The sequence below is a fragment of the Ruegeria sp. YTSA072 genome (genome assembly GCF_059610285.1).
Map to the genome: position 1 here is coordinate 91,930 of NZ_JBXWNI010000012.1, position 24,992 is coordinate 116,921.

Annotated in this window: 26 protein-coding genes; 11 read left to right on the plus strand and 15 right to left on the minus strand. The window is 58.7% G+C overall.

Features of this window, described 5'->3' with window-relative positions; translation table 11 throughout:
• Nucleotides 1–45: 45 nt before the first annotated feature.
• Nucleotides 46–963, minus strand: a complete 918-nt coding sequence (gene bcoG, locus AC2FIB_RS17920) for a 3-dehydrocarnitine:acetyl-CoA trimethylamine transferase BcoG (RefSeq protein ID WP_496842538.1) — start codon at nucleotides 961–963, stop codon at nucleotides 46–48.
• Between the two features lie 133 nt (nucleotides 964–1,096).
• On the opposite strand from bcoG, the gene AC2FIB_RS17925 reads away from it, so the two are divergent.
• Complete coding sequence (locus tag AC2FIB_RS17925) at nucleotides 1,097–2,083, plus strand: GlxA family transcriptional regulator (protein WP_496781265.1); 987 nt, start codon at nucleotides 1,097–1,099, stop codon at nucleotides 2,081–2,083.
• Between the two features lie 70 nt (nucleotides 2,084–2,153).
• Here the strand turns inward: AC2FIB_RS17925 and AC2FIB_RS17930 are convergent, their stop codons facing one another.
• Entirely contained in the window at nucleotides 2,154–3,200 is a 1,047-nt protein-coding gene (locus AC2FIB_RS17930; RefSeq protein WP_496842539.1) for an aldo/keto reductase, read from the minus strand.
• 100 nt (nucleotides 3,201–3,300) lie between these two features.
• Between AC2FIB_RS17930 and AC2FIB_RS17935 the strand changes: the two genes are divergently transcribed.
• Nucleotides 3,301–3,474: a hypothetical protein gene (locus AC2FIB_RS17935; protein ID WP_496733520.1), complete on the plus strand. Its 174-nt coding sequence runs from the start codon at nucleotides 3,301–3,303 to the stop codon at nucleotides 3,472–3,474.
• A gap of 15 nt (nucleotides 3,475–3,489) precedes the next feature.
• Here the strand turns inward: AC2FIB_RS17935 and AC2FIB_RS17940 are convergent, their stop codons facing one another.
• The 3 genes from AC2FIB_RS17940 to AC2FIB_RS17950 all read right to left on the minus strand — a co-directional run bounded on the left by AC2FIB_RS17940 (nucleotide 3,490) and on the right by AC2FIB_RS17950 (nucleotide 6,767).
• Entirely contained in the window at nucleotides 3,490–4,683 is a 1,194-nt protein-coding gene (locus AC2FIB_RS17940; protein WP_496733522.1) for an NADH:flavin oxidoreductase/NADH oxidase family protein, read from the minus strand.
• 154 nt (nucleotides 4,684–4,837) lie between these two features.
• Nucleotides 4,838–5,296 (minus strand): DNA polymerase III subunit chi, encoded by a 459-nt coding sequence (locus AC2FIB_RS17945; protein ID WP_496733524.1) that lies wholly within the window; start codon nucleotides 5,294–5,296, stop codon nucleotides 4,838–4,840.
• A gap of 4 nt (nucleotides 5,297–5,300) precedes the next feature.
• Nucleotides 5,301–6,767 carry a leucyl aminopeptidase gene (locus AC2FIB_RS17950; RefSeq protein ID WP_496723139.1) on the minus strand — a complete coding sequence of 489 codons (1,467 nt, stop codon included), beginning with the start codon at nucleotides 6,765–6,767 and terminating at the stop codon, nucleotides 5,301–5,303.
• A gap of 240 nt (nucleotides 6,768–7,007) precedes the next feature.
• On the opposite strand from AC2FIB_RS17950, the gene lptG reads away from it, so the two are divergent.
• The 5 genes from lptG (at nucleotide 7,008) to rsmA (ending at nucleotide 13,403) form a co-directional block, all read left to right on the plus strand.
• Nucleotides 7,008–8,108, plus strand: coding sequence for an LPS export ABC transporter permease LptG (gene lptG, locus AC2FIB_RS17955; RefSeq protein WP_496842541.1), 1,101 nt, complete (start codon nucleotides 7,008–7,010; stop codon nucleotides 8,106–8,108).
• Nucleotides 8,108–10,270: an LPS-assembly protein LptD gene (locus AC2FIB_RS17960; RefSeq protein WP_496733527.1), complete on the plus strand. Its 2,163-nt coding sequence runs from the start codon at nucleotides 8,108–8,110 to the stop codon at nucleotides 10,268–10,270. The genes lptG and AC2FIB_RS17960 overlap by 1 nt, the downstream gene beginning before the upstream one ends.
• Entirely contained in the window at nucleotides 10,261–11,514 is a 1,254-nt protein-coding gene (locus AC2FIB_RS17965) for a peptidylprolyl isomerase (RefSeq protein WP_496733529.1), read from the plus strand. Before AC2FIB_RS17960 ends, AC2FIB_RS17965 begins: the two co-directional genes overlap by 10 nt.
• On the plus strand, nucleotides 11,511–12,476 hold the full coding sequence (gene pdxA, locus AC2FIB_RS17970) for a 4-hydroxythreonine-4-phosphate dehydrogenase PdxA (RefSeq protein WP_496733531.1): 966 nt from the start codon (nucleotides 11,511–11,513) through the stop codon (nucleotides 12,474–12,476). The genes AC2FIB_RS17965 and pdxA overlap by 4 nt, the downstream gene beginning before the upstream one ends.
• 84 nt (nucleotides 12,477–12,560) lie before the next feature.
• The gene (rsmA, locus tag AC2FIB_RS17975) at nucleotides 12,561–13,403 is read left to right on the plus strand and encodes a 16S rRNA (adenine(1518)-N(6)/adenine(1519)-N(6))-dimethyltransferase RsmA (RefSeq protein WP_496733533.1); all 843 of its coding nucleotides are present in this window, start codon (nucleotides 12,561–12,563) and stop codon (nucleotides 13,401–13,403) included.
• A gap of 61 nt (nucleotides 13,404–13,464) precedes the next feature.
• Here rsmA and AC2FIB_RS17980 read toward each other — a convergent pair whose 3' ends face one another.
• The 3 genes from AC2FIB_RS17980 to prfA all read right to left on the minus strand — a co-directional run bounded on the left by AC2FIB_RS17980 (nucleotide 13,465) and on the right by prfA (nucleotide 16,196).
• Complete coding sequence (locus AC2FIB_RS17980) at nucleotides 13,465–14,061, minus strand: DUF4167 domain-containing protein (RefSeq protein ID WP_108858419.1); 597 nt, start codon at nucleotides 14,059–14,061, stop codon at nucleotides 13,465–13,467.
• Between the two features lie 237 nt (nucleotides 14,062–14,298).
• Entirely contained in the window at nucleotides 14,299–15,144 is an 846-nt protein-coding gene (gene prmC / locus AC2FIB_RS17985) for a peptide chain release factor N(5)-glutamine methyltransferase (RefSeq protein ID WP_496733535.1), read from the minus strand.
• A complete protein-coding gene (gene prfA, locus AC2FIB_RS17990) occupies nucleotides 15,141–16,196 on the minus strand; it encodes a peptide chain release factor 1 (protein WP_496733591.1) in 1,056 nt (351 codons plus the stop codon). Before prfA ends, prmC begins: the two co-directional genes overlap by 4 nt.
• Nucleotides 16,197–16,259: 63 nt before the next feature.
• Between prfA and AC2FIB_RS17995 the strand changes: the two genes are divergently transcribed.
• The gene (locus AC2FIB_RS17995; RefSeq protein ID WP_496733537.1) at nucleotides 16,260–16,547 is read left to right on the plus strand and encodes a hypothetical protein; all 288 of its coding nucleotides are present in this window, start codon (nucleotides 16,260–16,262) and stop codon (nucleotides 16,545–16,547) included.
• Here AC2FIB_RS17995 and AC2FIB_RS18000 read toward each other — a convergent pair.
• The 4 genes from AC2FIB_RS18000 to AC2FIB_RS18015 form a co-directional block, all read right to left on the minus strand.
• Nucleotides 16,488–16,886 (minus strand): DUF1499 domain-containing protein, encoded by a 399-nt coding sequence (locus AC2FIB_RS18000; protein WP_496733539.1) that lies wholly within the window; start codon nucleotides 16,884–16,886, stop codon nucleotides 16,488–16,490. The two genes, AC2FIB_RS17995 and AC2FIB_RS18000, sit on opposite strands and share 60 nt — an antisense overlap.
• Nucleotides 16,887–17,205: 319 nt before the next feature.
• Nucleotides 17,206–18,153: an agmatinase gene (speB, locus tag AC2FIB_RS18005; RefSeq protein ID WP_496733540.1), complete on the minus strand. Its 948-nt coding sequence runs from the start codon at nucleotides 18,151–18,153 to the stop codon at nucleotides 17,206–17,208.
• Between the two features lie 62 nt (nucleotides 18,154–18,215).
• The gene (speB, locus tag AC2FIB_RS18010; protein WP_496733542.1) at nucleotides 18,216–19,184 is read right to left on the minus strand and encodes an agmatinase; all 969 of its coding nucleotides are present in this window, start codon (nucleotides 19,182–19,184) and stop codon (nucleotides 18,216–18,218) included.
• 12 nt (nucleotides 19,185–19,196) lie between these two features.
• The gene (locus AC2FIB_RS18015; protein ID WP_496842543.1) at nucleotides 19,197–20,360 is read right to left on the minus strand and encodes a M20 aminoacylase family protein; all 1,164 of its coding nucleotides are present in this window, start codon (nucleotides 20,358–20,360) and stop codon (nucleotides 19,197–19,199) included.
• Nucleotides 20,361–20,426: 66 nt separating this feature from the next.
• Here AC2FIB_RS18015 and mazG point away from each other — a divergent pair, with 66 nt between their 5' ends.
• From mazG to AC2FIB_RS18030, 3 genes are all read left to right on the plus strand, one after another.
• Nucleotides 20,427–21,284: a nucleoside triphosphate pyrophosphohydrolase gene (gene mazG / locus AC2FIB_RS18020; RefSeq protein ID WP_496733592.1), complete on the plus strand. Its 858-nt coding sequence runs from the start codon at nucleotides 20,427–20,429 to the stop codon at nucleotides 21,282–21,284.
• A gap of 63 nt (nucleotides 21,285–21,347) precedes the next feature.
• Nucleotides 21,348–22,289 (plus strand): nucleoside hydrolase, encoded by a 942-nt coding sequence (locus AC2FIB_RS18025; RefSeq protein WP_496733545.1) that lies wholly within the window; start codon nucleotides 21,348–21,350, stop codon nucleotides 22,287–22,289.
• Nucleotides 22,286–22,735: a GNAT family N-acetyltransferase gene (locus AC2FIB_RS18030; protein ID WP_058277590.1), complete on the plus strand. Its 450-nt coding sequence runs from the start codon at nucleotides 22,286–22,288 to the stop codon at nucleotides 22,733–22,735. Before AC2FIB_RS18025 ends, AC2FIB_RS18030 begins: the two co-directional genes overlap by 4 nt.
• Before the next feature lie 48 nt (nucleotides 22,736–22,783).
• Here AC2FIB_RS18030 and AC2FIB_RS18035 read toward each other — a convergent pair whose 3' ends face one another.
• From AC2FIB_RS18035 to eno, 3 genes are all read right to left on the minus strand, one after another.
• Complete coding sequence (locus AC2FIB_RS18035; RefSeq protein WP_496733547.1) at nucleotides 22,784–22,951, minus strand: hypothetical protein; 168 nt, start codon at nucleotides 22,949–22,951, stop codon at nucleotides 22,784–22,786.
• A 151-nt stretch (nucleotides 22,952–23,102) separates the two neighbouring features.
• Complete coding sequence (locus tag AC2FIB_RS18040; protein WP_496733549.1) at nucleotides 23,103–23,642, minus strand: GNAT family N-acetyltransferase; 540 nt, start codon at nucleotides 23,640–23,642, stop codon at nucleotides 23,103–23,105.
• Nucleotides 23,643–23,688: 46 nt separating this feature from the next.
• On the minus strand, nucleotides 23,689–24,966 hold the full coding sequence (gene eno / locus AC2FIB_RS18045; protein WP_496842544.1) for a phosphopyruvate hydratase: 1,278 nt from the start codon (nucleotides 24,964–24,966) through the stop codon (nucleotides 23,689–23,691).
• Nucleotides 24,967–24,992 lie beyond the last annotated feature (26 nt).

The window sequence follows — 24,992 nt, forward strand, 5'->3', positions numbered from 1 at the left end:
GTTGTCCTTGAACGGGAACGTTGTCACGCCGACTCTCGCAGAACATTATTTTGCCACCGGTGCCCGCTTCACCAACCCCAGCTTCTCACGCACTTCCTGCGCGCCGATCACCCGCGCGCCCATGTTCGAAACGATGGTGTTCGCCCGCTCAACCAGCTGCCAGTTTTCGGCCAGAACGCCTTTGTCGAGAAACAGGTTGTCCTCAAGGCCAACGCGCACATTGCCGCCCGCCAGCACCGAAGCCGACGCATATGCCATCTGGTTCCGCCCAAGCGCGAATGCGCTGAATGTCCAGTCATCAGGCACGTTGTTCACCATAGCCATCAAGGTATTCAGGTCATCGGGTGCACCCCACGGCACGCCCATGCACAGTTGAACCAGTGCCGGGCTGTCCAGAACGCCGTCCTTCACCAGCTGCTTTGCGTACCACAAGTGACCGGTGTCAAAGGCTTCGATCTCGGGCTTCACGCCCAGATGCGTCATCATCCGGCCCATCGCCTGCAGCATACCGGGCGTGTTGGTCATGACATAGTCGGCCTCGGCAAAATTCATGGTGCCGCAATCCAGAGTACAGATTTCAGGCAGGCATTCAGCCACATGTTCGACCCGAGCCGCCGCGCCGATCATGTCCGTGCCATCTTCGTTCAGCGGCAGCGGAGATTCAGTCGGGCCAAAAATCATGTCGCCGCCCATCCCGGCGGTGAGGTTCAGCACAACGTCGACCTCGGCTTCACGAATGCGATCAGTCACCTCGCGGTACAGGTCCAGACGACGGCTGGGTGCACCGGTTTCCGGATCGCGCACGTGGCAATGCACGATGGCCGCGCCTGCCTTGGCCGCGGCGATCGCACTTTCGGCGATTTGCTTTGGCGAACGCGGCACATGCGGGCTGCGATCCTGTGTTCCGCCCGAGCCGGTGACAGCGCAGGTGATGAAGACTTCGCGGTTCATTTCCAGTGGCATGGTGTTTTCCCCAACTTATACCCGGTTTTGACCTAAGTTATCCTCAGGCTTCTCCCCGGATTCCGATTTGCGTTCATCCCCGACTCTGGCGCAGCTTTATGGAAACAACTTGCCAGAATGCGAATCGAACTTGATGAAATCCGCAAAAAACATATTGCAGCCCGAACATCGCGCCCTAAAAACGGCCGTGCTGGTTCTGGACGAATGCAACACGCTCAGCTTTGCCTCGGCCGTTGATCCCATGCGCGCCGCCAACCGTCTGGCGGACCGCCCGGCCTTTGACTGGGACTATGTGACTGCCACGGCGGAACCGGCGATGCTGACCAGCGCCCTAAATGTTCCAGGCACACCGTTGGCTCGGTTGCAGGGCTGCGACCTGATGATTGTCATCGCGGGATTTCAACTGGCCCGTCACGCCACACCCAGCCTGCTCGCCGGATTGCGCCGCATTGCCGGTACCGGAGCCACCATGGCTGGCATCGACGGCGGCCCTTGGCTACTGGCCGAAGCCGGCCTGCTGAACGGCCACTCCGCCACAACGCACTGGGAGGATCTGGACAATTTCGCGAACCGCTTCCCCGAAGTTGATGTTCGCCCTGACCGATTTACTGTATCCGGCAACCGGCTGACTTCAGGCGGCGCGATCCCCGCAGTCGAGATGATGCTACACATCATCGCCGCGCGCCACGGCGCAGGTTTTGCCGCCCGCGTGTCCGGCCTGTTCCTATACGAGGGCGCACCCGAACCGTCCAAGCCACAAAGCCGTACAGGCGCGCCGCATCGTCATACGGCTCTGACAGCAAAGGCGAACTCGTTGATGGAGACTTCGCTCGAGGACCCGCTACCGTTGGCCGTCATTGCCGACTCTCTGGGCACCAGCCCTCGTACTCTGCAACAACAGTTCCGTCTGCGCCTGAACACAACGCCACAGGATCACTATCTGCAACTGCGCCTGGCCGAAGCGCGGCGTCTGGTAACCGATACGGATATGCCATTGATGGACGTGGCACTCGCCACAGGCTTTGCCTCACAATCCAGCTTTGCCCGTGCTTTCCGCACCGCGCACGGCCTGTCGGCCAGAGACCTCCGTCAGGACCGGATCCAGCCCACACATCACTGACCGGATCCGCTTCATCTGGCTAAAAATTTCCCGGGGGAGTCGCGCAAAGCGCAGCGGATGCAGAGCCCCCTTAGAACGGCATCGGATGCGCGCGATGCGCGGCACTGATATCCGCCAGGACATCATCCGCCAACACCACCTCCGTGCCCCCCAGAATATGGGCCAACTGCGCAACCGTGGTCGCTCCGAAAATGGCAGACATCATGAACGGGCGCGTTTGGCACCATGCCAGCGCCATATGTACCGGATCCAGGCCATGCCGCTGCGCGATCTTCAGATAGGCATCGACCGCACCAAACACACGCTCGTACTTACGCCCACCCATGGTCGGAACAAGATCCATGCGCGAGCCCTTAGGCACCGCTCCGCCCTGATATTTGCCCGTCAGAAACCCTGCCGCCAACGGAGAAAACGCCATCAGGCCGACATCCTCGTGCACGCTTAGCTCGGCCATATCGGTGTCGAAGTGGCGGCACAGCAGAGAATATTCATTCTGAACCGAAGCGACCCGTGGCGCGCCCATCTGTTCGGCCAGCCGCAGCCATTGCGCGGTGCCCCATGCGCTTTCATTCGACAGGCCGAACGCGCGGATATTGCCCTTATCGACTTGCTGTTGCAGAGCGACAAGGCACTCCTGCATATTCTCCAGTACGTCATTGGTGTTGTGACCAGACGGCGCATAGTCCCAGTTCTGTCGAAACATGTAACTGCCGCGATTGGGCCAGTGAAACTGATACAGATCGATGCAATCTGTCTGCAATCGACGCAGAGACCCCTCGATCGCTTCGGGGATCGTTTGCGCAGAAATCGGTGCCCCGTCGCGGGCATGGGCGAAACCTGCACCGGAATGTTTGGTCGCCAGAATATACCTCGCCCGCCGCGCGAGGTTCACCGCGTTCCAGTTGCCCAGGATCTCTTCGGTCCGCCCCACGGTCTCTTTCAAGACCGGGTTCACCGGGTACATCTCAGCCGCGTCAACGAAATTGATACCCGCCTCCAGCGCCATATCGATCTGCGTATGTGCATCGGCCTCAGAGGTCTGCGCGCCAAACGTCATGGTTCCAAGGCACAGATCCGTCACTTCAATACCAGTGCGCCCCAATGGGTTCTTTTTCATCTCAAAATCCTTCCGCTCGCAACGTCGCGCACCCTAATGCAGAGATCAGGTAGGGCAAGGGTGCAGGCGATCAATTCCCGTGCAACAAGGGGTTGGGCTTATGCAAACCTCGCTGCAAAAAAGCGGCATAAAGCCAAACGCAGCGCATGGCGTTTCTGCCGCAACCATACGGGTATCCACTCAGATTCCAGTAAATGCGCTTTCATTTCAAGGTTTTGAGTGGCTATACGAACCAATGCTGCAAATCACTGCGGCTGCACCAATGTCGGCTTGAGGTTGCTCGTGAAGTTCAGCCGAAATGAGAATTCCAAATCTCTCGTCGAATCTCATCTCTGGCCTCGTATGCCGCTATTGCTTCGTCTAGATCATCTGGTTCAAGCGCACCCTCACCCCTGGCGATCCGCGTGACTTGCATCGTGTACCATGCAGTCACACCGCCTTCCGGAGGGTTTCTGAAACGTGGGAATTGCGGCTCGTCGCGTTGATCGGAAAGCCAAAATGACGGCAACTCTGGATCAACGACCAATGCGCGAGCCAATCCTACGAGATCGGCTTTGCCTTCCGCAATGGCGCTTTTGGCCTGTGCAAGCGTCTTGAAACCGCCCGTCACCATAAGGGGAATGTTCGTTTTCGCACGCGCACGTTCAGCAAAATCAAGAAAATAGGCGCCGGAACCCGCACGATCTGATGATGACGCAGCACCCGGAAAATATGTGCCACCGCTGACATCAATCAGATCAATTGTTGTTTTGTCTAATGCCGCAATGACCTCAAGGGATTCATCTTCAGCAAAGCCGCCTTCAAGTTGATCTGTCGCGTTCAACTTGATGCCCACAGGGAAATCCGGGCCAACGGCATTACGCACGGCGCTGATCACTTCCAGCAGCAGTCTCATCCGGTTTTGCAAAGAACCGCCATAGGCATCTTCGCGTTTGTTGAATAGCGGAGACAGAAACTGGTTGAGTAAGAATCCATGGGCCGCATGCAACTCAACGCCACCGAAACCAAGCTGCTTGGCAAGGTTTGCAGTGCGTGCAAATTCGGCCGGCAGCGCGTGGATCTCATCCAAGGACAGCGCGTCGCATTTCAGACCGGGCAAATCAAGTCTACTCGGACCTTTCGGCGAGCTGATCGGAGCATCCGCCATCGCACCTGCATGTCCAAGTTGCGGCCACAAATGAGCGTCGTTGGTTGCCCCTGCCTGTGCAAGTTTTCTTAGAAATGCGAAATCGGATTGATCGTTCAAAACCAAATTGCCGGGCTTCTCTGCGAAATGAGGTGTGCCCTGCACTTCGCCGATGATCGAGAGGGCGAGGCCGCCAGTTGCCCAACGCTCATAAAGTTTGATTTGATCATCACTTGGATTGCCTTTGCCGTCACCAAGCGAGTCAGACATCGCCGATTTAGCAATTCGGTTTTTAAGAGTTACGCCGCAGGGCAGAATTAGCGGTTGGCGCAAGAGAGACTGAGGTTTGTTGGACATTTGGCTCCTCAAACTTAGGCCTTAACAATTGAAAGCTGTCATTTTTGTCGTGTACGGCATCCGTCAATTTGGGCTTCAATCCGGTCATTGAGGCATTTCTGATCGCACATCTTTGCGCAATCACCACCACGCCTTCCGGAAAGCGGCTCGGGCCCTAAGCCTCAGCTTTCTTTTCCCAGCGCCCGGATTCTTCGGACCAGTATTGGGCGGAACATCCCGCACCGGTCAAAGCCTTCCACTGCCCGCGCGCGTGTTGAACGGCCTCTGCGTCATTGCCGTCGAACAGGATACATACGCGTTCCAGTTTCTTGATCTCATCGGGGTCGACCGCCGCGCCATCTACCGCCATGACACAAGACGGGTCATTGGCAGCCTGCGCCTCGGTCGTCAGCAGGATCGGCTGCGCGGCATCGTGCGGACCGCCTGCGCGGCCATGTGGCAGGAACCCTTCTTCGGGCCCCTGCCACAGCTTTTCATCCAGCCAGTCCATCCGCGCGGGATCGCTGCCCCGCACGGCAATCTTCCACCCGGCCTGCCGTGCCTTGTCCAGCAACACCGGCAAGGTATGCTCCAGCGGTTGGCGGGTCAGGTGATAGAAATAGACGGCCCCCATCGGCTTACTCGAAGTTGTCCTGAACGAAACGGCTCAGCGCGCGTACGCCCCAGCCGGTTGCGCCCTTCGGGGCGTAGGATGTCTCGGACGAGACCGAAGCCACACCGGCAATATCCAGGTGAATCCACGGCATGTCTTCCTTGACGAACCGCTGCAGGAACTGCGCTGCGGTGATCGAGCCCGCCGGGCGACCACCGACGTTCTTCATGTCGGCGATCCGCGATTTCAGCTGTTTGTCATAGGCTTCGCCCAATGGCATGCGCCATGCGCCTTCATCCTCGGCACCTGCGGCTTTCAGGAAGGCATTGCAGAACGTGTCATTGTTCGAGAAAACACCTGCATTCTCATGCCCCAGTCCGATGATGACCGCTCCGGTCAGGGTGGCCAGATCGACCATGCCCACAGGCTTGAACCGCTCTTGCGCGTACCACATCACGTCGCACAGAACCAAACGGCCCTCGGCATCGGTGTTGATGATCTCGACCGTGTCGCCCTTCATGGATTTGACCACATCGCCGGGACGGGTGGCGTTGCCTGAAGGCATGTTTTCCACCAATCCGACCAAGCCGACAACGTTGGCCTTGGCGTTGCGTTTGGCCAGCGCGCGCATTGTACCTGCCACTACGCCAGCGCCGCCCATGTCCATGGTCATGTCTTCCATGCCACCCGCAGGTTTCAGCGAGATACCACCGGTGTCGAACACCACACCCTTACCCACCAAAGCCAGCGGCGCGTCATCTTTGTCGCCGCCGTTCCACTGCATAACCACAACCTTTGACGGGCTGACAGAGCCCTGCCCGACACTCAGCAACGTGCGCATGCCCAACTCGGCCAGCTTGTCCTCTTCCAGCACTTCGACCACAAGCCCCAGTGCGTTCATCTCGTCCAGACGGTCGGCGAATTCGGTGGTGGTCAGGATATTCGCAGGCTCGTTGGTCAAATCGCGTGTCATACGGACACCGTCGGCGACCGCGTAGAGCGGTGCAAACGCAGCCTCGATCTCATCTGCCTTCTGGTGGGTTATGATGACCGAACCGGCTTCATCCGAATCCTTGGTCTTGTGCGCATCAAAATCATAGCTGCGCAGCGCGATGCCCATGGCCAGATCCTCGGCTTTGACCTGATTGCCCGACATCACCAGCAGGTCCTTGCTGCCCGCCAGCTTGGCCAGCGCAGCACCGGCCTTGCGGGCCTCGGCCGGTTCCGGACGGCGCGGCAGGACCAGAACGTCCAGCGCCTCGGCTGCCATGCCGGATGGCCACGCCATCGAGATCACGTCACCGGTTTTCACCTTTTCGAAACGCTCGCTTTCGACCAGCCGTGTCACAGCCCCGCGGGTCAGGCGGTTGGCGCGACGGGCGGCGGGGTTCATTTTGCCGTCGGACGGGATGATTATGGCCACGCGCCCTTCGGCCTGCGCCATCGCATCCATGTCGGGGTCCTGGAAACGGATCGGTACAAGACTGCTCATTGCGAACTCCTCAAAATCAGTTCCCCAAGACCTAGCCCGCGCCGCGCGGCTTGACCAGATAGCAGTTTTCCCCGGCCCGCATTTGGACTACAGTCCCGGAAAAAATCCGACAGGCTCGGGGGAGAAGGTTTTGGCAAGACAGAGCAGGCATAGGCTGTCGCGCACAATTGCGTGCAGCGGTGATTCTGGTCTGTACCCGACCAAAGGCTGTTTGCGCGTCTTTTCGGCAGGAGTTCCTTCGTGATCCTCGACCGCTACTTCGCCCGCCGATTCATTCAAAGTTTCCTGGTCATCGGCAGCATTTTCCTGACGCTGATGATTCTGATCGACCTGATCGAACAGGTGCGCCGCTTTGACGATGCAAACCTGTCCTTTGGTCAGCTGTTGCAATTGACGTTGCTGAATACGCCTGCCGCGATCAGCGAAATGCTGCCGCTGCTGGTCATCCTGTCCACGATCGCGTTGTTTATCGGTCTGGCCCGCAGTTCGGAACTGGTTGTCACCCGTGCCACTGGCCGTTCAGGCATCCGCGCCCTGTTGGCCCCTGTGGTGATTGCCCTGATCATCGGCGCACTGGCGGTTGGCATGCTGAATCCCATCGCAGCCGCCACGTCGGAAGAATACAAACAGCTTGCCGAATCCTACAAAAACAACGGCGGCTCAACGCTTTCGATCAGTGCAGATGGTCTTTGGTTGCGGCAGGGATCGGCCAATGGCCAATCCGTGATCCACGCCCAGGACACTTCTAACGGCGACAGGTTCACCCTTAATCAGGTGACGATCATTACCTTCGCCCCAGACGGCACACCGACACAACAGGTCGTGGCCGACCAAGCCGATCTGGAGAACGGTACGTGGGTCCTGACCAATGCCAAGATCTGGGCGCTGGAAGGCGGTGTGAATCCAGAAACCCACGCCACAGAACACGCGCGGCTTGAGGTTCCCACATCGCTGACACGCCAACGGATTCTGGACACACTCGGCGACCAGGATTCCGTATCGGTCTATGACCTCCCGGAACTGATCCGTGACCTGCGCGAAGCCGGGTTTTCGACCAAGCAATATGAGGTCTGGTTGCAGGTCCAACTGGCCCGCCCCTTGTTTCTGATGTCGATGGTTCTGATCGGCGCGGCCTTCACCATGCGCCACGTGCGATTTGGCGGCACCGGGATCGCGGTTCTGACCGCCGTCCTGCTGGGATTTGGTATCTACTTCATTCGCAACTTTGCCCAAATTCTGGGGGAAAACGGTCAATTGCCTATCTTAGTCGCGGCCTGGGCCCCGCCCTTCGCAGCCATTCTTCTGTCCCTCGGCCTTTTGCTGCATGCGGAGGACGGCTGATGCGGCTTATAGCCAGTTTGTTGCTGTCCGGTGCGGTCGCACTAACCATGCCAGCGGGCGCATTCGCGCAATCTCAACCCGCTGCCGACGCTGCACAGGGTACCACGCAAGAGGATCAGCCCGCCCTCCTGGTGGCCGACCGGATCTTTATCACACCCGAGCGTAATTTGGTGGCCGAAGGGAATGTCGAAGCCTTTCAGGGCGACACCAAGGTCACGGCCACGCGCATCACCTATGACCGCGAAACCGGCAATCTGTCGCTGGAAGGCCCGGTCCGCATTGATCAAGGCGGCGAAACCACGTTGCTGGCTGATTCCGCCGAACTGGATGACGGAATCATGAACGGTCTGCTGATTGGTGCCCGCATGGTATTCGATCAGCAGGTTCAGATCGCCTCGGTCCAGGCTGCGCGCGCGGGGGGGCGTTACACACAGTTCAGCAAGGTCTCCGCCACGTCCTGCCATGTCTGCGCCAATGGCAAACCGCCGCTATGGCAAATCCGCGCCCGCAAAGTCACGCATGACCAGTTGGAACGCCAACTGTATTTCGAAGGAGCACAGTTCCGGATACTGGATTTCCCGGTTTTCTACTTCCCCTATCTGCGCCTGCCCGACCCGACACTGGACCGCGCGACAGGCTTCCTTGTTCCGTCGATTCGCACCACATCGCAGCTGGGAACCGGCGTGCAGGTGCCGTATTTCTTTAAGCTTGGCGACCACAAGGACCTGACGCTGACCCCCTATATCTCGGGAAAAACAAGAACACTGGGCTATCGCTATCGCCAGGCATTCAAGCGCGGCCGGATTGAGCTGAACGGTGCTTTCACCCGCGACGACCTGCAGGAGAACGAGGATCGAGGCTATCTCTTTGCCAACGGTTATTTCTTCCTAAACAACGACTTCCGCCTTTTGTTTGATGTGAAGACAACCTCGGATAACGCTTATCTCGCGGATTATGGCCTGCCTGATTTTGACCGGTTGCGCAGCGAAATCGCGCTTGAGCGGATCAAACGCGATACCGCCTTCCGCACCAGCTTCATCCATTACAAATCCCTACGAGACAGCGAAAATGAGGAAGTGATCCCATCGCGGATCTTCGACCTGTATTTTCAGAAACGCTACTTCCCAACCTCTGTTGGCGGCGAAGTTCGCTTAGGCTTTGTGGCCCACAATCACACACGCACCAGCGATCAGGACATCGTTGGCCGCGATGTCGCGCGTGCCACGTTCGATGCGGATTGGATGCGCAGCTGGATTTTCGCATCGGGCCTCAGGGCTGATGCCAGGTTCGGGACATCGGTGGATATTTTCAACATCAGGGATGACAGCCAGTTTCCTGACCAGGTGACCCGCGCAGCCCCCCGCGCCGCACTCACGCTGCGTTATCCGATGACCCGTCGGGAAAAGTCAGGCGCCACGCAGGTGCTTGAACCCATCGCGCAAGTCGGTTGGACGAACGTGACAGATCAGGACGTTCCCAATGACGAAAGCACCTTTCAGGAATTCGACCAGGGGAACCTGTTGTCCCTGTCACGCTTTCCGGCCCCGGATCGCCGCGAAGATGGCGCGACGGCGGTGTTCGGGGTCAATTGGGCGCGCTATGCCGCAAATGGCTGGCGCGCGCTTGCCACTGTCGGACAGGTCTTCCGCTCGACTGCTGACCCAAACTTCAACCTGACGTCGGGCCTACAGGGTACCGCCTCCGACGTGTTGTTGGCCGGTCAGTTGCAAACCGCCAATGGCTGGTCTTTGGCGGGTCGCGGCCTGTTGAATGGTGATTTCAGCTTTGCTAAGGCCGAGGTGCGCGCAGGCTGGAACAAGCCAAATGTCGGCCTAACCGGCAGCTATGTGTGGCAGGAAAAAGATCCGGCAGAAAATGCGAATGACGAGATATCCGAGATCTGGATGAATGGCCGCTACCTTGTTGACCAGAACTGGCTGACACAGGCCTATGCGCGCTATGACCTCAGCGAATCCGAACCGATCCGATATGGGCTGGGCGTTACCTACCAGAATGAGTGTGTAAAAGTTAACATGACCGTCAGCAGGCGATTTACCTCATCATCAAGTATTGAGCCTTCGACAGAATTCGGGTTTACCGTTGCCCTGACAGGTTACTCCGTCGAGGGTGGCGGCCAACAGTACAAGAGAAGATGCAGTTGATTTCACATTTCTCGCGCATAGTCCGTTCCGGTTGGTTAAAGCCGGTTGCACCGGCACTGGCTGCCGCTTTGCTGGCCCTGTCCACTGGTCACAGCCAGGCTCAGAGCCTGTTTTCACCTGCGATCAAGGTCAACCAGGACATTGTCACTTGGTACGAACTTCAGCAGCGCCAGCAATTCCTGACTGTTCTGGGTGCCCCTGGCGCCACCGAGGACGAAGTCCGCGACTCGCTGATCGACGAACGACTGCGCAAGCAGGCCATGCGCGACGCAGGAATCGAGGTCGCACCTGAAGACATTCAGGTGGGCATTGATGAGTTCGCAGCCCGTGGCCGTCTTTCGACAGATGAGTTCCTGCAATTGCTGGGCGAATCCGGCGTTTCCCCCGAAACCGTACGGGATTTCGTCGCTGATCAGCTGTCGTGGCGCGACTACGTCAGTTCGCGCTTTCTGTCGCAGGCCAGGCCGAGCGAAGACGAGATCAACCGGGCTTTGGGACAGGCCGGGAGTGGCGGGCTTCAAGTCCTGATGTCGGAAATCATTATTCCGGTCACACCGCAGACCTTAGCCCAAGCCGAATTGCTAGCCGAAGAGATCGCACTGCTTGAAGGTTTCGATGCGTTTTCCTCTGCCGCCACACAGTATTCTGCAGCTGGCACACGCGATGACGGCGGGCGTTTGGAATGGCTTAACCTGACCGACTTGCCCCCTGCCCTGCAACCCGTGATTCTAGGTCTCAAAACGGGCGACATCACACAGCCCTTGTCATTGCCCAACGCGATCGCCTTGTTCCAGCTGCGCGGATTGCGCGAAGTAAGTACCAGCGCGCCGCGTTACTCCAAGATCGACTATGCGATTTACAACATGGCCGGCGGTCGCAGTGCCGAAACCCTGGCCAAAGCCGCCGAGTTGCGCGAACAGATTGATAACTGCGACGACCTCTACGGTATCGCCAAGGATCAACCTGCCGGGGTACTGCAACGTATCGAAGCCAGCCCGTCCGAGATCCCCCGCGATGTGGCGCTTGAGCTGTCCAAGCTGGACCTGAACGAAGTTTCGACGACGCTGACGGGAAACAATGGCCAGACTCTGAAGTTCCTGATGCTATGTACGCGCACATTGGACCGGGGCGAAGACACGACGCGCGTGGATGTAGCCAACGCCCTGACACAACAGCGCCTTCAGGCCTTTGCCGAAAGTCTGGTTGAACAGCTCCGCGCCGACGCGACGATCATCGAGCAATGACCGCGCCCATCGCGCTTAGCTGTGGCGATCCCGCTGGAATAGGCCCCGAAATCGCCGCCAAAGCCTGGTCAAAACTGCGCGCGAGCTGCCCGTTTTTCTATATCGGCGACGCGGCGCATCTGCCGGCAGGCACGCCTACGCAGCGGATCAGCGATCCGGCACAGGCCATTGATATCTGCGCGAATGCCCTGCCTGTTCTGCAATTGAGCTTTCCCGCCCCAAACGCAGCAGGCCAACCGGACCCGTCCAATGCGCCCAGTGTGATCGACGCAATCGAAACCGGTGTTTCCCTGGTTCAATCCGGTGCCGCGTCAGCGCTGTGCACTGCACCGATCCACAAAAAGGCCCTGATCGACGGGGCCGGGTTCGCCTATCCTGGCCATACCGAATTTCTCGCCGCTCTGGCCGGTCGCAAGCGCGTTGTGATGATGTTGGCCAGCGAGCAGCTTCGCGTGGTGCCCGCAACGATTCACATTCCGCTGTCGCGCGTCCCGTCCGAGCTCACCCCCGACCTGCTGCGCGAAACCATCGGCATTACCGCTGAAGGCCTGCGCAGACAGTTTGGTATCCCCCATCCCCGCATCGCCATTGCAGGTCTCAACCCGCATGCGGGCGAAGGCGGTAAAATGGGGCATGAAGAACTGGACTGGATCGCCCCTCTGATATCTGATTTGCCGGGCGATACCTGCACGGTTACCGGCCCATACCCGGCGGACACGATGTTCCACGCTGCCGCCCGCGCCCGATATGACGCTGCAATTGCCATGTATCACGATCAGGCACTGATCCCGATCAAGACACTCGACTTCGACCGTGGCGTGAACGTGACCCTCGGCCTGCCCTTCATTCGCACCTCGCCCGATCACGGCACCGCACTGGATATCGCCGGACAGGGCATAGCAAACCCCACCAGCCTGATCGAGGCGCTGAAACTGGCCCAACGGATGGCACAAAGCGCTTGATCCTTCACCTGGCTGAAAATATCCCCGCCGGAGGCAAAAAATCACTGGCGTTCCCGCACGGACACGCGCCACGGTAATCGGATCATGAGTTCAATCGACACCCTTCCCCCTCTACGCGAGGTTATCGCGACACATCAGCTCTCGGCGCGTAAATCGCTGGGGCAGAACTTTTTGCTGGATCTCAACCTGACGGCCAAGATCGCGCGGCAGGCAGGGGATCTTACGGAATGCGACGTGCTGGAAATCGGCCCCGGCCCCGGTGGTCTGACCCGAGGTCTGTTGTCCGAAGGTGCGCGCAAGGTCGTCGCGGTCGAAAAAGACACCCGCTGTATCGCTGCCCTGAACGACATCGCTGCTGCTTATCCGGGTCGTCTTGAGGTCATCAACGGCGACGCACTGGAAATCGACCCGATGGCGCATCTGACCCCACCGATCCGCATCGCCGCGAACCTGCCGTATAACGTTGGCACCGAATTGCTGGTGCGCTGGCTGACCCCGCCCGAATGGCCGCCGTTTTGGCAAAGCTTGACGCTGATGTTCCAACGCGAAGTCGCTGAACGCATCGTTGCCCAGCCCGGGGGCAAAGCCTATGGACGCCTTGCGATCCTTGCCCAATGGCGGGCCGAGGCGCGCATTGCGATGTCCCTGCCGCCCGGGGCTTTCACGCCGCCACCAAAGGTCTCAAGCGCTGTTGTGCACCTGACGGCCCTGCCCGAACCGCGCTATCCGGCGGATGCCCGGGTTTTGTCGCGCGTCGTGGCCGCAGCCTTCAACCAGCGTCGCAAGATGCTGCGCGCATCGCTAAAAGGCGTGGCACCGGATATCGAGGACCGCCTGATCGCGGCTGGGATTCAACCAACAGAGCGCGCCGAACAAGTCCCGCTCGAAGCGTTCTGCGCGCTGGCCCGAGAAGTTCAAAAAAGCTAATACCCAAAGAAAAAGCCCCGGAGCGAACTCCGGGGCTTTTTTTTGAACTCTATCGCGGAAATTACTCAGCCGCTTCCGGTGCATCACCGTTGCTTGTCGGCGCGTCCTCTGCCCCCTCTGGCGCGGGCTTTGGCTTGCGCGTACGCGGACGACGCGGTGCTTTTTCTTTTTTCGCCGGTGCTTCGGTGGCCGCCGCCGCAGCAGCATCCTTGCTCTCCGGGGTCTCAACCAAACCGGATTCCGGGGTAGCTGCCTCGGGTGTGAAATCCATCACATCAGGCTGCGGCGCTTCGGCTGGGTCCGACTGACGGGCGGCAGCTTCGCGCTCCTGGCGCTCGGCGCGTTCACGGTCCCGCTCAGCCTGACGCTCGCGGTTCTGGCGGTCTTGCTCTTCGCGTCGCGCTTCCATTTCGCGCTGTGCTTCACTCAGCAGGCGCAGATAGTGTTCTGCGTGCTGCTGAAAGTTCTCAGCGGCCACACGGTCATTGGACAGTTGGGCGTCGCGCGCCAACTGATTATATTTGTCGATAATCTGCTGGGGCGTACCGCGCACCTTGCCTTCGGGACCCGAGCTGTCAAAAACCCGGTTTACGACATTGCCCCCAGAAGGACGGTTGCGGTTATTCTTGACCCGAGAGCGGGATTTGGAAGATCTCATTTACTTTACGTCAGCCTTGTCATTCGCTGTCGATCATCTCGCATCCTGCACTGCTCAAAAGCTTAGCTGTGACGCGATGTCGACTATTTTGGGCTTGGCGTCCGGGGCCCGCTGAACCAGCGTCAGCCCTCCGACTGGTTCTGAGTAAACACGTCCTGTGCGTGCAGACAAGGGGGTTGGTCAAAATTTCGCAGCTTTTTTACATTAATCGGCGTATTTCGGCCTCAGGTTGCCACATTAATGCGGCATTTTGGCAAAAACGACGCGATCGCGACCGTCCAGATCGGGAACGATCCGTGTGGCTGTCAAACCTGCCGACTCGAACAAAGCCGCGACGCTTTGCCCCTGCGTTGGCCCGATTTCCACCAGCAGACGACCGCCGGGCAATAGAAAGTCCGGCGCACCCGCCGCGATGCGGCGATAAGCGCCCAGCCCGTCCCCTTCGTCCGTCAGCGCCATGCGCGGTTCATGCACGCGTACTTCTGGTGAAAGGTCGGCCATTTCTTGCAGTGAAATGTAGGGCGGGTTCGAAACGATCAGATCAAACTGGCCGTCAATATTCTGAAACCAGTCAGATTGCAGGATTTCCACCCGACCCTGTACCTGATGTTGCACTGCATTTGCGCTGGCCTGCAGACAGGCGGCCTCGCTCAGATCCGCACCCACGCCCGAGGCACTGGCCCGTTCAGCCAGCAACGTGATCAGGATACAGCCTGAGCCGACACCCAGATCCAGTACATGATCGAACGGTTCGCTGAGCGCGGCTTCGATCAGCGCTTCGGTTTCCGGCCGTGGGTCCAGCACATCGCGACTGACGCGGAACCGTCGGCCATAAAACTCGCGCTCGCCCAACAGGTGCGACACCGGAACACGCACCGCACGCAGCGAGATCAACTGATCATAACGCTCTGCAATCTCTGGTGACAGCTCTTCGGGCGCAATCAGAGTGACCCGGCTGGCTTCTATCCGCGCTGCATGGGCCAGCAGAACACGCGCATCCCGTGCCGGGTCAGCCACGCCAGCCGCCCGCAATCGCGCTGTGGCCGCGACCATCGCCTGTGCTGCTGTCAGCGCGGCGATCATTGCGCCATATCGGCCAGCAGCCGCGCCTGATCATCGGCAGTCAACGCGTCGATCACTTCGTCCAGATCGCCCTGCATCACCTGATCCAGCTTATATAGCGTCAGATTGATGCGGTGATCGGTCATGCGCCCCTGCGGGAAATTATAAGTTCTGATCCGTTCAGATCGATCCCCTGACCCCACTTGGCTGGCACGATCAGCCGACCGCTCACTGTCGATCCGCTGACGCTCCTGATCATACAGCCGGGTTTTGAGCACTTGCATCGCAATCTCGCGATTGCGGTGCTGCGATTTCTCCGAGCTTGTCACAACGATCCCCGTCGGCAGGTGGGTAATCCGAACCGCCGAGTCGGTTGTGTTCACGTGCTGCCCCCCAGCGCCCGAGCTGCGCATGGTGTCGATGCGAATATCATTGGCGTCGATCTGGATGTCCACATCCTCGGCCTCGGGCAAAACCGCGACCGTCGCAGCCGAAGTATGAATGCGCCCACCGCTTTCGGTTTCCGGCACGCGCTGTACCCGGTGCACACCGGATTCGTACTTCATCCGAGCAAACACGTTCTCTCCCTTGATATGGGCCACGACCTCCTTGATCCCGCCCAGATCCGAAGCCTGTTCTTCGATAATCTCAAACTTCCATCCACGCGCTTCGGAATAGCGCTGGTACATGCGCAGAAGGTCCCCGGCGAACAATGCGGCCTCATCTCCGCCAGTTCCGGGACGAATCTCCAGCATCGCCGGACGCGCATCCGCCGCATCACGCGGCAACAGTGCCAGTTGCAAGGCGTGCTCGGCTTCGGGAATATGGGTCTTCAACGCGGGAATTTCTTCTTCCGCTAGTTCTTTCATGTCCGGGTCGGCCAGCATTGCCTCGGCCTCGGCCAGATCGGCCACCAACTGACGCCATGCCATGATCTGATCCACAACCGGTTTGAGGTCGGAATATTCTTTGGCCAAGGCCGCAATATCCCCACCCGAGGCACCATCTGCCATGGCCGCTTCGAGGTACTGGAATCGCTGGGTTATCTGTTCAAGTCGTTCTTCGGGGATCATCCGGGCGGTGTCTATCAATCCGGCCCTTTGGTCAAGGCCCCTCACTATGCTAGGCTAATGCACATGAAACGGTTGATACTTGTTTTTACACTGCTCGTAACGCCCGCCCTGGCCGACGTGGTCGGCCCCGGAGGCAAGGTTCAGGACTGCTATTGCACCGACAAATCGGGAACTCGGGTTGAGTTGGGCGAAATGATTTGCCTGCAGGTCGACGGGCGCATGTTCATGGCGCAATGCCAGATGTCTCTGAACGTACCGATGTGGCGCGAGGTTCAGGAGGGGTGCTTGTCCTCAGGGCTGCAACAGAGCAAGCCACTCATCAACACGAGCGCGATTTACCCCAAAATCTGACCGGCCAAACCTGAGACGAGCAAAGATGCGAAGCGTGTCTCCGTCCTGTTGCACTGTCGTGTAGTCCGGAAAGCCGATCACTTTCGTACGTGTGATGTAGGTGATCATCCCTTCATCAACAGACCCGGCCAGAACTGATGTTCGGTCTGAAACGCGTGCGAAGGCATCCAGCCGCAGCAGACCATCCGGCCCCATTTCGACCACGCGGACAACACCTCCATCAAGATCAAGGTCATGATCGCTGACCGGCGCAATATGCCATTTCTCCGGGTCTGAGGGGGCAAGCCGAATGTATACCCCGAATAGAACCAGCAGGCCAACGATTACCCAAACCATCATCTTTTTGTCCAAAGTTATTCCGCCAGTCTACAGGTCGAGCCCTCATCTTTGTTGGGCAAGGTGACAAACGCTCACGGTTGAATAAACTACAACACAAACACGCGCGCTAGGGCTAAAGGAATTCTTCATGGAGATCGTAATCTGGATTTTTGAGGAACTTGCATGGGTCGCTATCCCGTTTGTATTTTTCATGCTTTACATACACTTCTCGAAAAATAGAAGTTCTCAGGATCGTAGCCCCTCAAATAGCAATTCGGAATACTACAGCTCTGGTATAGACCCTGATTGCAAAGAGGTAGATCACACTAATTACCTGCCCCTAGCGCGACGTCACGCCTGGCAGGATGCACAGCAGCTCAAACAACAGATTGGCCGCTGTGAGCGCCGTATTTCCTGACGGATCGTATGGCGGCGACACCTCGACCAGATCGCATCCGACCACGTTCACGCCTGCCAGCGCATGGATCAGCTGCAGGGCTTGCGGCGTGGTCAGCCCACCGATTTCCGGTGTTCCGGTGCCGGGGGCATATGCTGGGTCCAGGCTGTCGATGTCATAGGTGAAATATACCGGGTGGTCGCCGATCGTTTTGCGGATTTGTGAGCCGATCTCGGTCAGGTTCTGCTGCCACAGCTCCCACGCCGGGAATTGGCGAAAGCCCCAGTCCTGCGCCTCGGTAAAGTCGCTGGCCGCGTAACCCGAACCGCGAATGCCGATCTGAAAGGTCTTGTCCGGGACGATCAGCTTTTCTTCATAGGCGCGGCGAAAGACAGTGCCGTGCGTTTCCCGCTCGCCAAACATCTCTTCGTTCACGTCGGCATGGGCATCCACATGCACCAGCGCCACCGGTCCGTGCTTGGCGGCAATGGCGCGCAAAATCGGCAGCGTGATCGAATGATCGCCGCCCATCGCAACGGGAATCACCGCCTGATCGAGAATTGAATCGTAGCTTTCCTTGATGATCTTCAGGCTGTCGGGCAGCGAGAACGTATTGATCGCCAGATCCCCGATATCTGCAATCTGCAGGCTGTCGAACGGAGCTGCGGAATTCGCCATATTATAGGGCCGGATCATCGCGCTTTCGCTGCGGATCTGTTTCGGCCCGAACCGTGTACCTGACCTCCAAGAGGTGCCGATATCCATCGGGATGCCCAGCACGGCCACATCCAACCCGGCCAGCGAGTCAGCCTGCGGCAACCGCATGAACGTGTTCGGCCCGGAAAACCGCGCCAGATCATTGCCGCTGATCGGTTGGTTAAAGTCTGTCATGCCCGTATTTCTCCCGTCCGGCTTTTGGTTAATCAGATACCGGAAAGATGGCTAACCAAAGGTTAATCCTGCACCAGCTTGTTCCACCCCAGCAGGCAAATGATCTGAGTCGCCACGTGAGCACCGGCAATGGCCGTCGCGCCTGAGGTGTCATAGGGCGGTGAGACCTCGACCACGTCCCCGCCTTTGATATTGATCCCGGCGATATCGCGCAGGATGATCTGCGCCTGAATGGAACTCAGACCACCCCAAACGGGCGTGCCGGTGCCGGGGGCAAAGGCCGGGTCCAGACCATCGATGTCAAAGCTTAGGTAGACCGGGCTGTCGCCCAAAATACCTTTGATCTTTTGCGCCACGACGGCGGGGCCGGATTCGTACACCTCGCGCGCGTCGATGATGTTGACGCCCAGAGTATCCTCGTTGGTCGTGCGAATTCCGACCTGAACCGAGCGTTTCGGATCCACGATCCCGGACTTCACCGCCTTGTAGAACATCGTCCCGTGATCCACGCGGGACATGTCGTCATCGGCCCAGGTGTCCGTATGTGCATCGAATTGCAGCAGAGACATCGGCCCGTATTTCTCGGCATAAGCCTTGAGGATCGGAAAGCTGATATAGTGATCACCGCCTAACGTGACCGAAGACACATCAGCGGCCAAAATGGTGCGGATGTGGTCGGTCAAAGTATCCGGAAAGGCGGGAATATTGGCATAGTCATACGCCATGTCGCCGTAATCCACGATTGCCAGCTCACTGAGCGCATCGAACGGCCACCCGTATGGGGCATCCGGAGATTGAAGCGCACTGGCCTCTCGGATTGCGCGCGGCCCCAGACGGGTACCGGGACGGTTCGTCACTGCCTGATCAAAAGGCACCCCTGTGACGGCAATATCGACGCCCTTGAGGTCCTTGGTGTAGAGCCGCCGCAGGAACGACGTCGCGCCGCCAAACGTGTTCTCATAGGACAACCCCTTAAGATCAGGATTGGTGAATGCCTCGTCCACCTGGTTCTTTGCGTCTTCCAGTGCCATGTCTTCCCCCCGTCAGCCCAGCGGCTGCGCCTTTTCGACGATCCGTGCAAAGAACGAAGCGCCAACCGGCGCGATCTCGTCGTTGAAATTGTATTTCGGATGGTGCAGCCCGGCGCTCTCGCCCTGCCCCAAAAACAGATAGGCGCCGGGGCGCGATTGCAGCATGTACGAGAAATCCTCGGCCCCCATCTCGCGGCCCATGTTGCCCACCACACGCTCGGCCCCCGACACATCGCGGGCCACCTCGGCGGCAAATCCGGCCTTTTCGCCATCGTTGATCGTGGCCGGATAGTTCCTTTCATAATCCAGCCGCGCCTCGACCCCGTATGAGGTCGCCTGCCCCTGCACAATTTGCTCCATCCGCTCGATCACCATCTGCTGAACGTTTGGGTCGAATGTCCGGACTGTACCGTTGATGAAGGCCGTATCGGGGATCACGTTGTTCACCGTCCCGGTGTGGATTTGCGTGACCGAGACGACCAGGTCGTCCAGAGCATAGTTGTTGCGGCTGACGATGGTCTGAATGGCCTGCGCAATGCCGCACGCCGCCATCACAGGATCGCGGGCTTCATGCGGCATGGCACCGTGACCACCAACGCCCTGAATATGAATCTCGAACGTATCCACCGCCGCCATGATCGGCCCCGGAGTGGTGTGAAATGCGCCTTCGGGCAGGTTCGGTGCATTATGCAGCGCGTAGACCTGAGAGATGTCGAACCGGTCCATGATGCCTTCTTCGACCATCACGCCCGCGCCGCCGCCTTCTTCTTCGGCTGGCTGGAAAATGAGCGCCACACGGCCGCGAAAATTCCGCGTTTCGGCCAGATAGCGCGCCGCACCCAACAGCATCGTAGTGTGCCCGTCATGACCGCAGGCGTGCATCTTGCCCGGATTGGTCGAGGCGTATTCAACGCCCGTTTCCTCAGGGATCGGCAGCGCGTCCATATCGGCGCGCAGACCAATCGTAGGCCCCTCGCCCCGCCCGTTGATGATCGCGACGATCCCGGTCTTGGCAATACCCTCGTGCAGCTCGTCCACTCCGAATTCGCGCAGACGGTCCGCTACGAACGCTGCAGTTTCATGGCATTCGAACTCCAACTCGGGGATCGAATGCAAGTGTTTGCGCCATGCGGCCATATCGGCTGAGTAATCGGCAATTCGGTTGACGACGGGCATCTGGGGTGGACTCCTGATCGGGACTGCGGAATGGATGCATCTGACACCGGAACGAAAGGGTTCGCAATGGCCGAAAATCCTCTGATCCACGACAGCGATGCAGGTATCGAGCGCCTGTTGGAAATCATGCGCCGTCTGCGTGACCCGCAAACGGGCTGCCCGTGGGATATCGAACAGGATTTTGCCACCATCGCCCCCTACACGATTGAGGAGGCCTATGAGGTCGCCGACGCCATCGAGCGCGAAGCCTATGATGAGCTGAAAGGCGAGCTGGGCGACCTGCTGTTCCAGTCGGTTTTTCACGCACAAATGGCCGAAGAAGCCGGGCATTTCACCTTTCAGGACGTGGTGCAGACCATGTCGGACAAGATGGTCGACCGTCACCCGCATGTATTTGGCGATGAATCCCGCGATAAATCAGCGGACCAGCAGACCGTGGATTGGGAAACCATCAAGGCGGCAGAGCGCGCCGGCAAGGAACAGAAAGGCGCTCTGGACGGTGTCGCGGCCAACCTGCCTTCCCTGTTGCGCGCGCACAAACTGCAAAAACGCGCCGCCCGCGTGGGGTTTGACTGGCCGGATGCCAGCCATGTGCTTGCGAAAATCACCGAAGAGGCCGCCGAGCTGGAAGAAGCCCGCGATGCCATGGACGCGGACGCGTTGGAAGATGAATTCGGCGACCTGCTGTTCGTGATGGTTAATCTGGGCCGACATCTGGGCATCGAGCCTGAGGCCGCCCTGCGCCGCACGAACGCCAAGTTTACACGGCGTTTCGAACAGGTCGAAGCCCGCCTGGCCGATCGTGGAAAATCACCAGCGCAAAGTGATCTGGCTGAGATGGATGCCCTGTGGGACGAGGTCAAAATCGAAGAACATCGTGCCAATGGCAAACTCCCGCCGGTAGGTGCGACGACCGAGGTCTGAAACCGCTGGACAAGCGTGGTGACACTTGCGAGTGTCCGCGCTTCAATACCCCGGAGGCAAAGCATGGCACCGCGCAAGATCATCATCGACACCGATCCCGGGCAGGACGACGCAGTCGCCATCTTGCTGGCATTGGCAAGTCCGGAAGAGATTGATGTTCTGGGCATTACCGCCGTTGCGGGGAATGTACCGCTGGAACTGACGGCCAAGAATGCGCGGATCGTCTGTGAACTGGCCGGCCACACGCATATCCCTGTTTATGCCGGGTGTGATCGCCCGCTAAACCGCCCTCTGGTCACCGCAGAACATGTGCACGGCAAGACCGGCCTAGACGGCCCCGTCCTGCCTGATCCGGAAATGCCGCTGGCTGACGGGCACGCGGTCGACTTCATCATCGACACCCTGCGCGCACACGAGCCTGGAACCGTCACACTTTGCCCGCTTGGCCCGCTGACGAATATCGCATCCGCCTTTCAAAAAGCGCCAGATATTGTTGATCGGATACAGGAAATCGTTCTGATGGGCGGTGCGTATTTTGAGGTAGGCAACATCACCCCAGCGGCGGAATTCAACATCTATGTCGATCCCGAAGCTGCTGATATCGTGTTTAAATCCGGCCTTCATGTCGTCGTTATGCCGCTAGACGTGACCCACGATGCGCTGGTCACGAAACATCGCAATGACGCCTTCCGCGCGCTCGACAGTAAGGTCGGGCATGCCGTGGCCGAGATGACGGATTTCTTTGAACGTTTCGATATAGAGAAATACGGCTCGGAAGGCGCGCCGCTGCACGACCCGTGCGTGACCGCCTATCTGATCCAGCCCGAGCTGTTCTCAGGCCGACACATCAACGTCCAGATCGAAACGCAGTCCGAACTGACGATGGGCATGACCGTCGCTGATTGGTGGCGCGTGACAGACCATCCGCCCAATGCGATGTTTATTGGGGAAATCGACGCTGAAGGTTTCTTTGCCCTGCTGACCGAACGGCTGGCCCGGCTATGAGCGCCGCACTTCGCCTCGCGCGCCCCGAAGATCTGGACCGCCTGATGGGCCTGGTGACAGCGTTCCACACCGAAGCCGGGATCGCGCAGGACATGGACCAGACCCGCAATGCGCTGACCCCCTTGCTAGAGGGTATTCCCCACGGTTGCGTCTACCTGATCGGTCCAGGACGTGCGCCGCTGGGCTATGCCATTCTGACGTTCGGCTGGTCGGTCGAGTTCGGCGGCATGGACGGATTCATAGACGAAATCTACATCCGCCCGGCCGTGCGCGGCCGTGGCATCGCCACCGAAGTGCTGCTTGACCTGCCCAAAGCCCTGGCCGAGGCTGGCCTGACCGCCCTTCACCTGGAAGTCGATCGCACGAACGAGGCTGCGCATAAGCTGTACTTGCGCACCGGCTTCAAACCGCGCGATCGCTATGTCTTGATGAGCCGAAAGCTCTAAAACGGTCAGATACTTACGGGCGTCGCCGCCCGTCCCCCCGTGAAGGCCCTAGCGGGCTTCACCGCGATACATGTATGACGGCGTTTCCATACCCAGAACCGGGTCACTTGCGGACACCGCCACCCCGGTGATTGGATAAGTGCCAGGCCCTGCACAGGCCGCCAAAAATACAGTGCTGATCACTGAAGCTACGAGAAGGATTTTCGAACCAGTCATGTCGTTTCCCTTTCTGTAATGCAGGCACATTACGAGACACCGGGATCGGACAAATAGGTAAAAGTTCACACAAAATTGAATTTATGTAGGTGTATTTCTAACAAGTATGATTTTTACAAGCGAAAACAACACGTAAGACTTTGAAAAAAAATCACTCAATTTGCGAGTTTTCTGCCTGAGCACCGGACAAAGGCATCTCAAAAAACAATAAGGTGTCTTTCGCGATCTCCGGAATCTCGGAATATGCGTCGCGCAGTTGGAAGCCCATCGACAGGTACAGACGCGTTGCCGATTCCAATGGTTTGCCCGTGTCCATGCGAATGCAGTCAAACCCCTGTTCACGGCACTGTTCAATCAAGGACATCATAACCGCATATCCTGCCCCTGTCCCTCGGGCGGCGTCATTTACAAACACCCGTTTTATTTCGGCAATGCCCGGCCCGATTGTCCGGAACATTCCGCACCCAACGGCATGTCCATCCTTTAGTACCAGCCGCACACCACCGCCCGGTGGGGCGTGTTCGAATTCGATCTCGTCCATTAGCCGGGCATAAACGTCGCGGGGATAAAAGGTTTTTACGACGCGCACGGACTTGGCGTCCAACGTCAGCAGGAAGTCGCGATACTCCCAACACAAACGCCGAACCTCATCAAAGTGGTCCGGCGTTTCAGCTTCGATAACTTTAAGCAAAACACGATCCTCGAAAAACACGAGGATCAGTCTAGCATTATTGACCTCAGTTGCGAAGGATCGACGCGCCCGCGTATTCCGCAACTTCACCCAGCGATTCCTCGATACGGATCAGCTGGTTGTACTTGGCCAACCGGTCCGACCGCGCCAGCGAGCCGGTTTTGATCTGACCGCAATTGGTCGCAACCGCCAGATCGGCGATGGTCGCATCCTCGGTTTCGCCCGAGCGGTGCGACATCACGTTGGTATACCGCGCACGGTGCGCCATATCGACGGCACGCAGTGTTTCAGTCAGCGATCCGATCTGGTTCACCTTGACCAGCATCGAGTTGGCACAGCCGCGCTTGATCCCTTCGGCCAGACGCACGGGGTTGGTCACGAACAGGTCGTCGCCCACCAGCTGCACCTTGTCGCCAATCATGTCGGTCAGAGCTTTCCAGCCGTCCCAGTCATCTTCGGACATGCCATCTTCGATGGAAATGATCGGGTAATCATTGACCAAAGCCGCCAGGTAAGCCGCATTCTCGTCCGAGCTCAGAGAGATCCCCTCGCCCGCCAGCACGTATTTGCCGTCTTTGAAGTATTCGGTTGCGGCACAATCCAGCGCAAGGTGTATTTCCTCGCCCGGTTTGTAGCCCGCCTTTTCGATGGACTTCAGGATGAAATCTAATGCCTCGCGGGTGGATGCAATGTTCGGGGCAAACCCACCTTCGTCACCGATACCAGTGTTCAGACCAGCGGCGGACAGTTCTTTCTTCAGCGTGTGGAACACCTCCGAGCCCATGCGCACGGCTTCGCGGATATTCGCGGCCGAGGTCGGCATGATCATAAATTCCTGAATGTCGATCGGGTTGTCGGCATGTTCGCCGCCGTTGATGATGTTCATCATCGGTACTGGCAAAACGCGGGCCGACGTACCGCCGACGTAGCGATATAGAGGTTGCGTGGTGAAATCTGCCGCAGCCTTGGCTGTGGCCAGCGAGACGCCCAGAATGGCGTTTGCGCCCAGACGGCTTTTGTTCTCGGTCCCGTCCAGTTCGATCATTGCGCCGTCTATGGCGACCTGCTCGGTCGCGTCATAGCCGACCAGTTCTTCGGCGATCTCACCGTTCACAGCGGCGACAGCTTCAAGTACGCCTTTGCCCATATAGCGCGATTTGTCACCGTCACGCTTTTCCACTGCTTCATACGCACCGGTTGACGCACCCGAAGGCACAGCGGCGCGGCCCATGGTGCCGTCTTCCAGAACCACGTCCACTTCGACGGTTGGGTTGCCCCGGCTGTCCAGGATTTCGCGTGCGTGGATGTCGATGATGGTGCTCATGAGGCCCGTCCCTGTGGCTGCATTTG

Bases quoted from the DNA above. Each gene is read 5' to 3' on its own strand.
- AC2FIB_RS18030 (WP_058277590.1), top strand. From the start codon at position 22,286: ATGAGCGCCGCACTTCGCCTCGCGCGCCCCGAAGATCTGGACCGCCTG.
- speB (WP_496733542.1), bottom strand. From the start codon at position 19,184: ATGGCACTGGAAGACGCAAAGAACCAGGTGGACGAGGCATTCACCAAT.
- prmC (WP_496733535.1), bottom strand. From the start codon at position 15,144: ATGATCGCCGCGCTGACAGCAGCACAGGCGATGGTCGCGGCCACAGCG.
- prfA (WP_496733591.1), bottom strand. From the start codon at position 16,196: ATGATCCCCGAAGAACGACTTGAACAGATAACCCAGCGATTCCAGTAC.
- AC2FIB_RS17930 (WP_496842539.1), bottom strand. From the start codon at position 3,200: ATGAAAAAGAACCCATTGGGGCGCACTGGTATTGAAGTGACGGATCTG.
- bcoG (WP_496842538.1), bottom strand. From the start codon at position 963: ATGCCACTGGAAATGAACCGCGAAGTCTTCATCACCTGCGCTGTCACC.
- eno (WP_496842544.1), bottom strand. From the start codon at position 24,966: ATGAGCACCATCATCGACATCCACGCACGCGAAATCCTGGACAGCCGG.
- AC2FIB_RS17995 (WP_496733537.1), top strand. From the start codon at position 16,260: ATGAAACGGTTGATACTTGTTTTTACACTGCTCGTAACGCCCGCCCTG.
- AC2FIB_RS18015 (WP_496842543.1), bottom strand. From the start codon at position 20,360: ATGCCCGTCGTCAACCGAATTGCCGATTACTCAGCCGATATGGCCGCA.
- rsmA (WP_496733533.1), top strand. From the start codon at position 12,561: ATGAGTTCAATCGACACCCTTCCCCCTCTACGCGAGGTTATCGCGACA.
- pdxA (WP_496733531.1), top strand. From the start codon at position 11,511: ATGACCGCGCCCATCGCGCTTAGCTGTGGCGATCCCGCTGGAATAGGC.
- mazG (WP_496733592.1), top strand. From the start codon at position 20,427: ATGGCCGAAAATCCTCTGATCCACGACAGCGATGCAGGTATCGAGCGC.
- AC2FIB_RS17925 (WP_496781265.1), top strand. From the start codon at position 1,097: ATGAAATCCGCAAAAAACATATTGCAGCCCGAACATCGCGCCCTAAAA.
- AC2FIB_RS17980 (WP_108858419.1), bottom strand. From the start codon at position 14,061: ATGAGATCTTCCAAATCCCGCTCTCGGGTCAAGAATAACCGCAACCGT.
- AC2FIB_RS17960 (WP_496733527.1), top strand. From the start codon at position 8,108: ATGCGGCTTATAGCCAGTTTGTTGCTGTCCGGTGCGGTCGCACTAACC.
- AC2FIB_RS17965 (WP_496733529.1), top strand. From the start codon at position 10,261: ATGCAGTTGATTTCACATTTCTCGCGCATAGTCCGTTCCGGTTGGTTA.
- AC2FIB_RS18035 (WP_496733547.1), bottom strand. From the start codon at position 22,951: ATGACTGGTTCGAAAATCCTTCTCGTAGCTTCAGTGATCAGCACTGTA.
- AC2FIB_RS17945 (WP_496733524.1), bottom strand. From the start codon at position 5,296: ATGGGGGCCGTCTATTTCTATCACCTGACCCGCCAACCGCTGGAGCAT.
- AC2FIB_RS17935 (WP_496733520.1), top strand. From the start codon at position 3,301: ATGCAAACCTCGCTGCAAAAAAGCGGCATAAAGCCAAACGCAGCGCAT.
- AC2FIB_RS17940 (WP_496733522.1), bottom strand. From the start codon at position 4,683: ATGTCCAACAAACCTCAGTCTCTCTTGCGCCAACCGCTAATTCTGCCC.
- AC2FIB_RS18025 (WP_496733545.1), top strand. From the start codon at position 21,348: ATGGCACCGCGCAAGATCATCATCGACACCGATCCCGGGCAGGACGAC.
- AC2FIB_RS17950 (WP_496723139.1), bottom strand. From the start codon at position 6,767: ATGAGCAGTCTTGTACCGATCCGTTTCCAGGACCCCGACATGGATGCG.
- speB (WP_496733540.1), bottom strand. From the start codon at position 18,153: ATGACAGACTTTAACCAACCGATCAGCGGCAATGATCTGGCGCGGTTT.
- AC2FIB_RS18000 (WP_496733539.1), bottom strand. From the start codon at position 16,886: ATGATGGTTTGGGTAATCGTTGGCCTGCTGGTTCTATTCGGGGTATAC.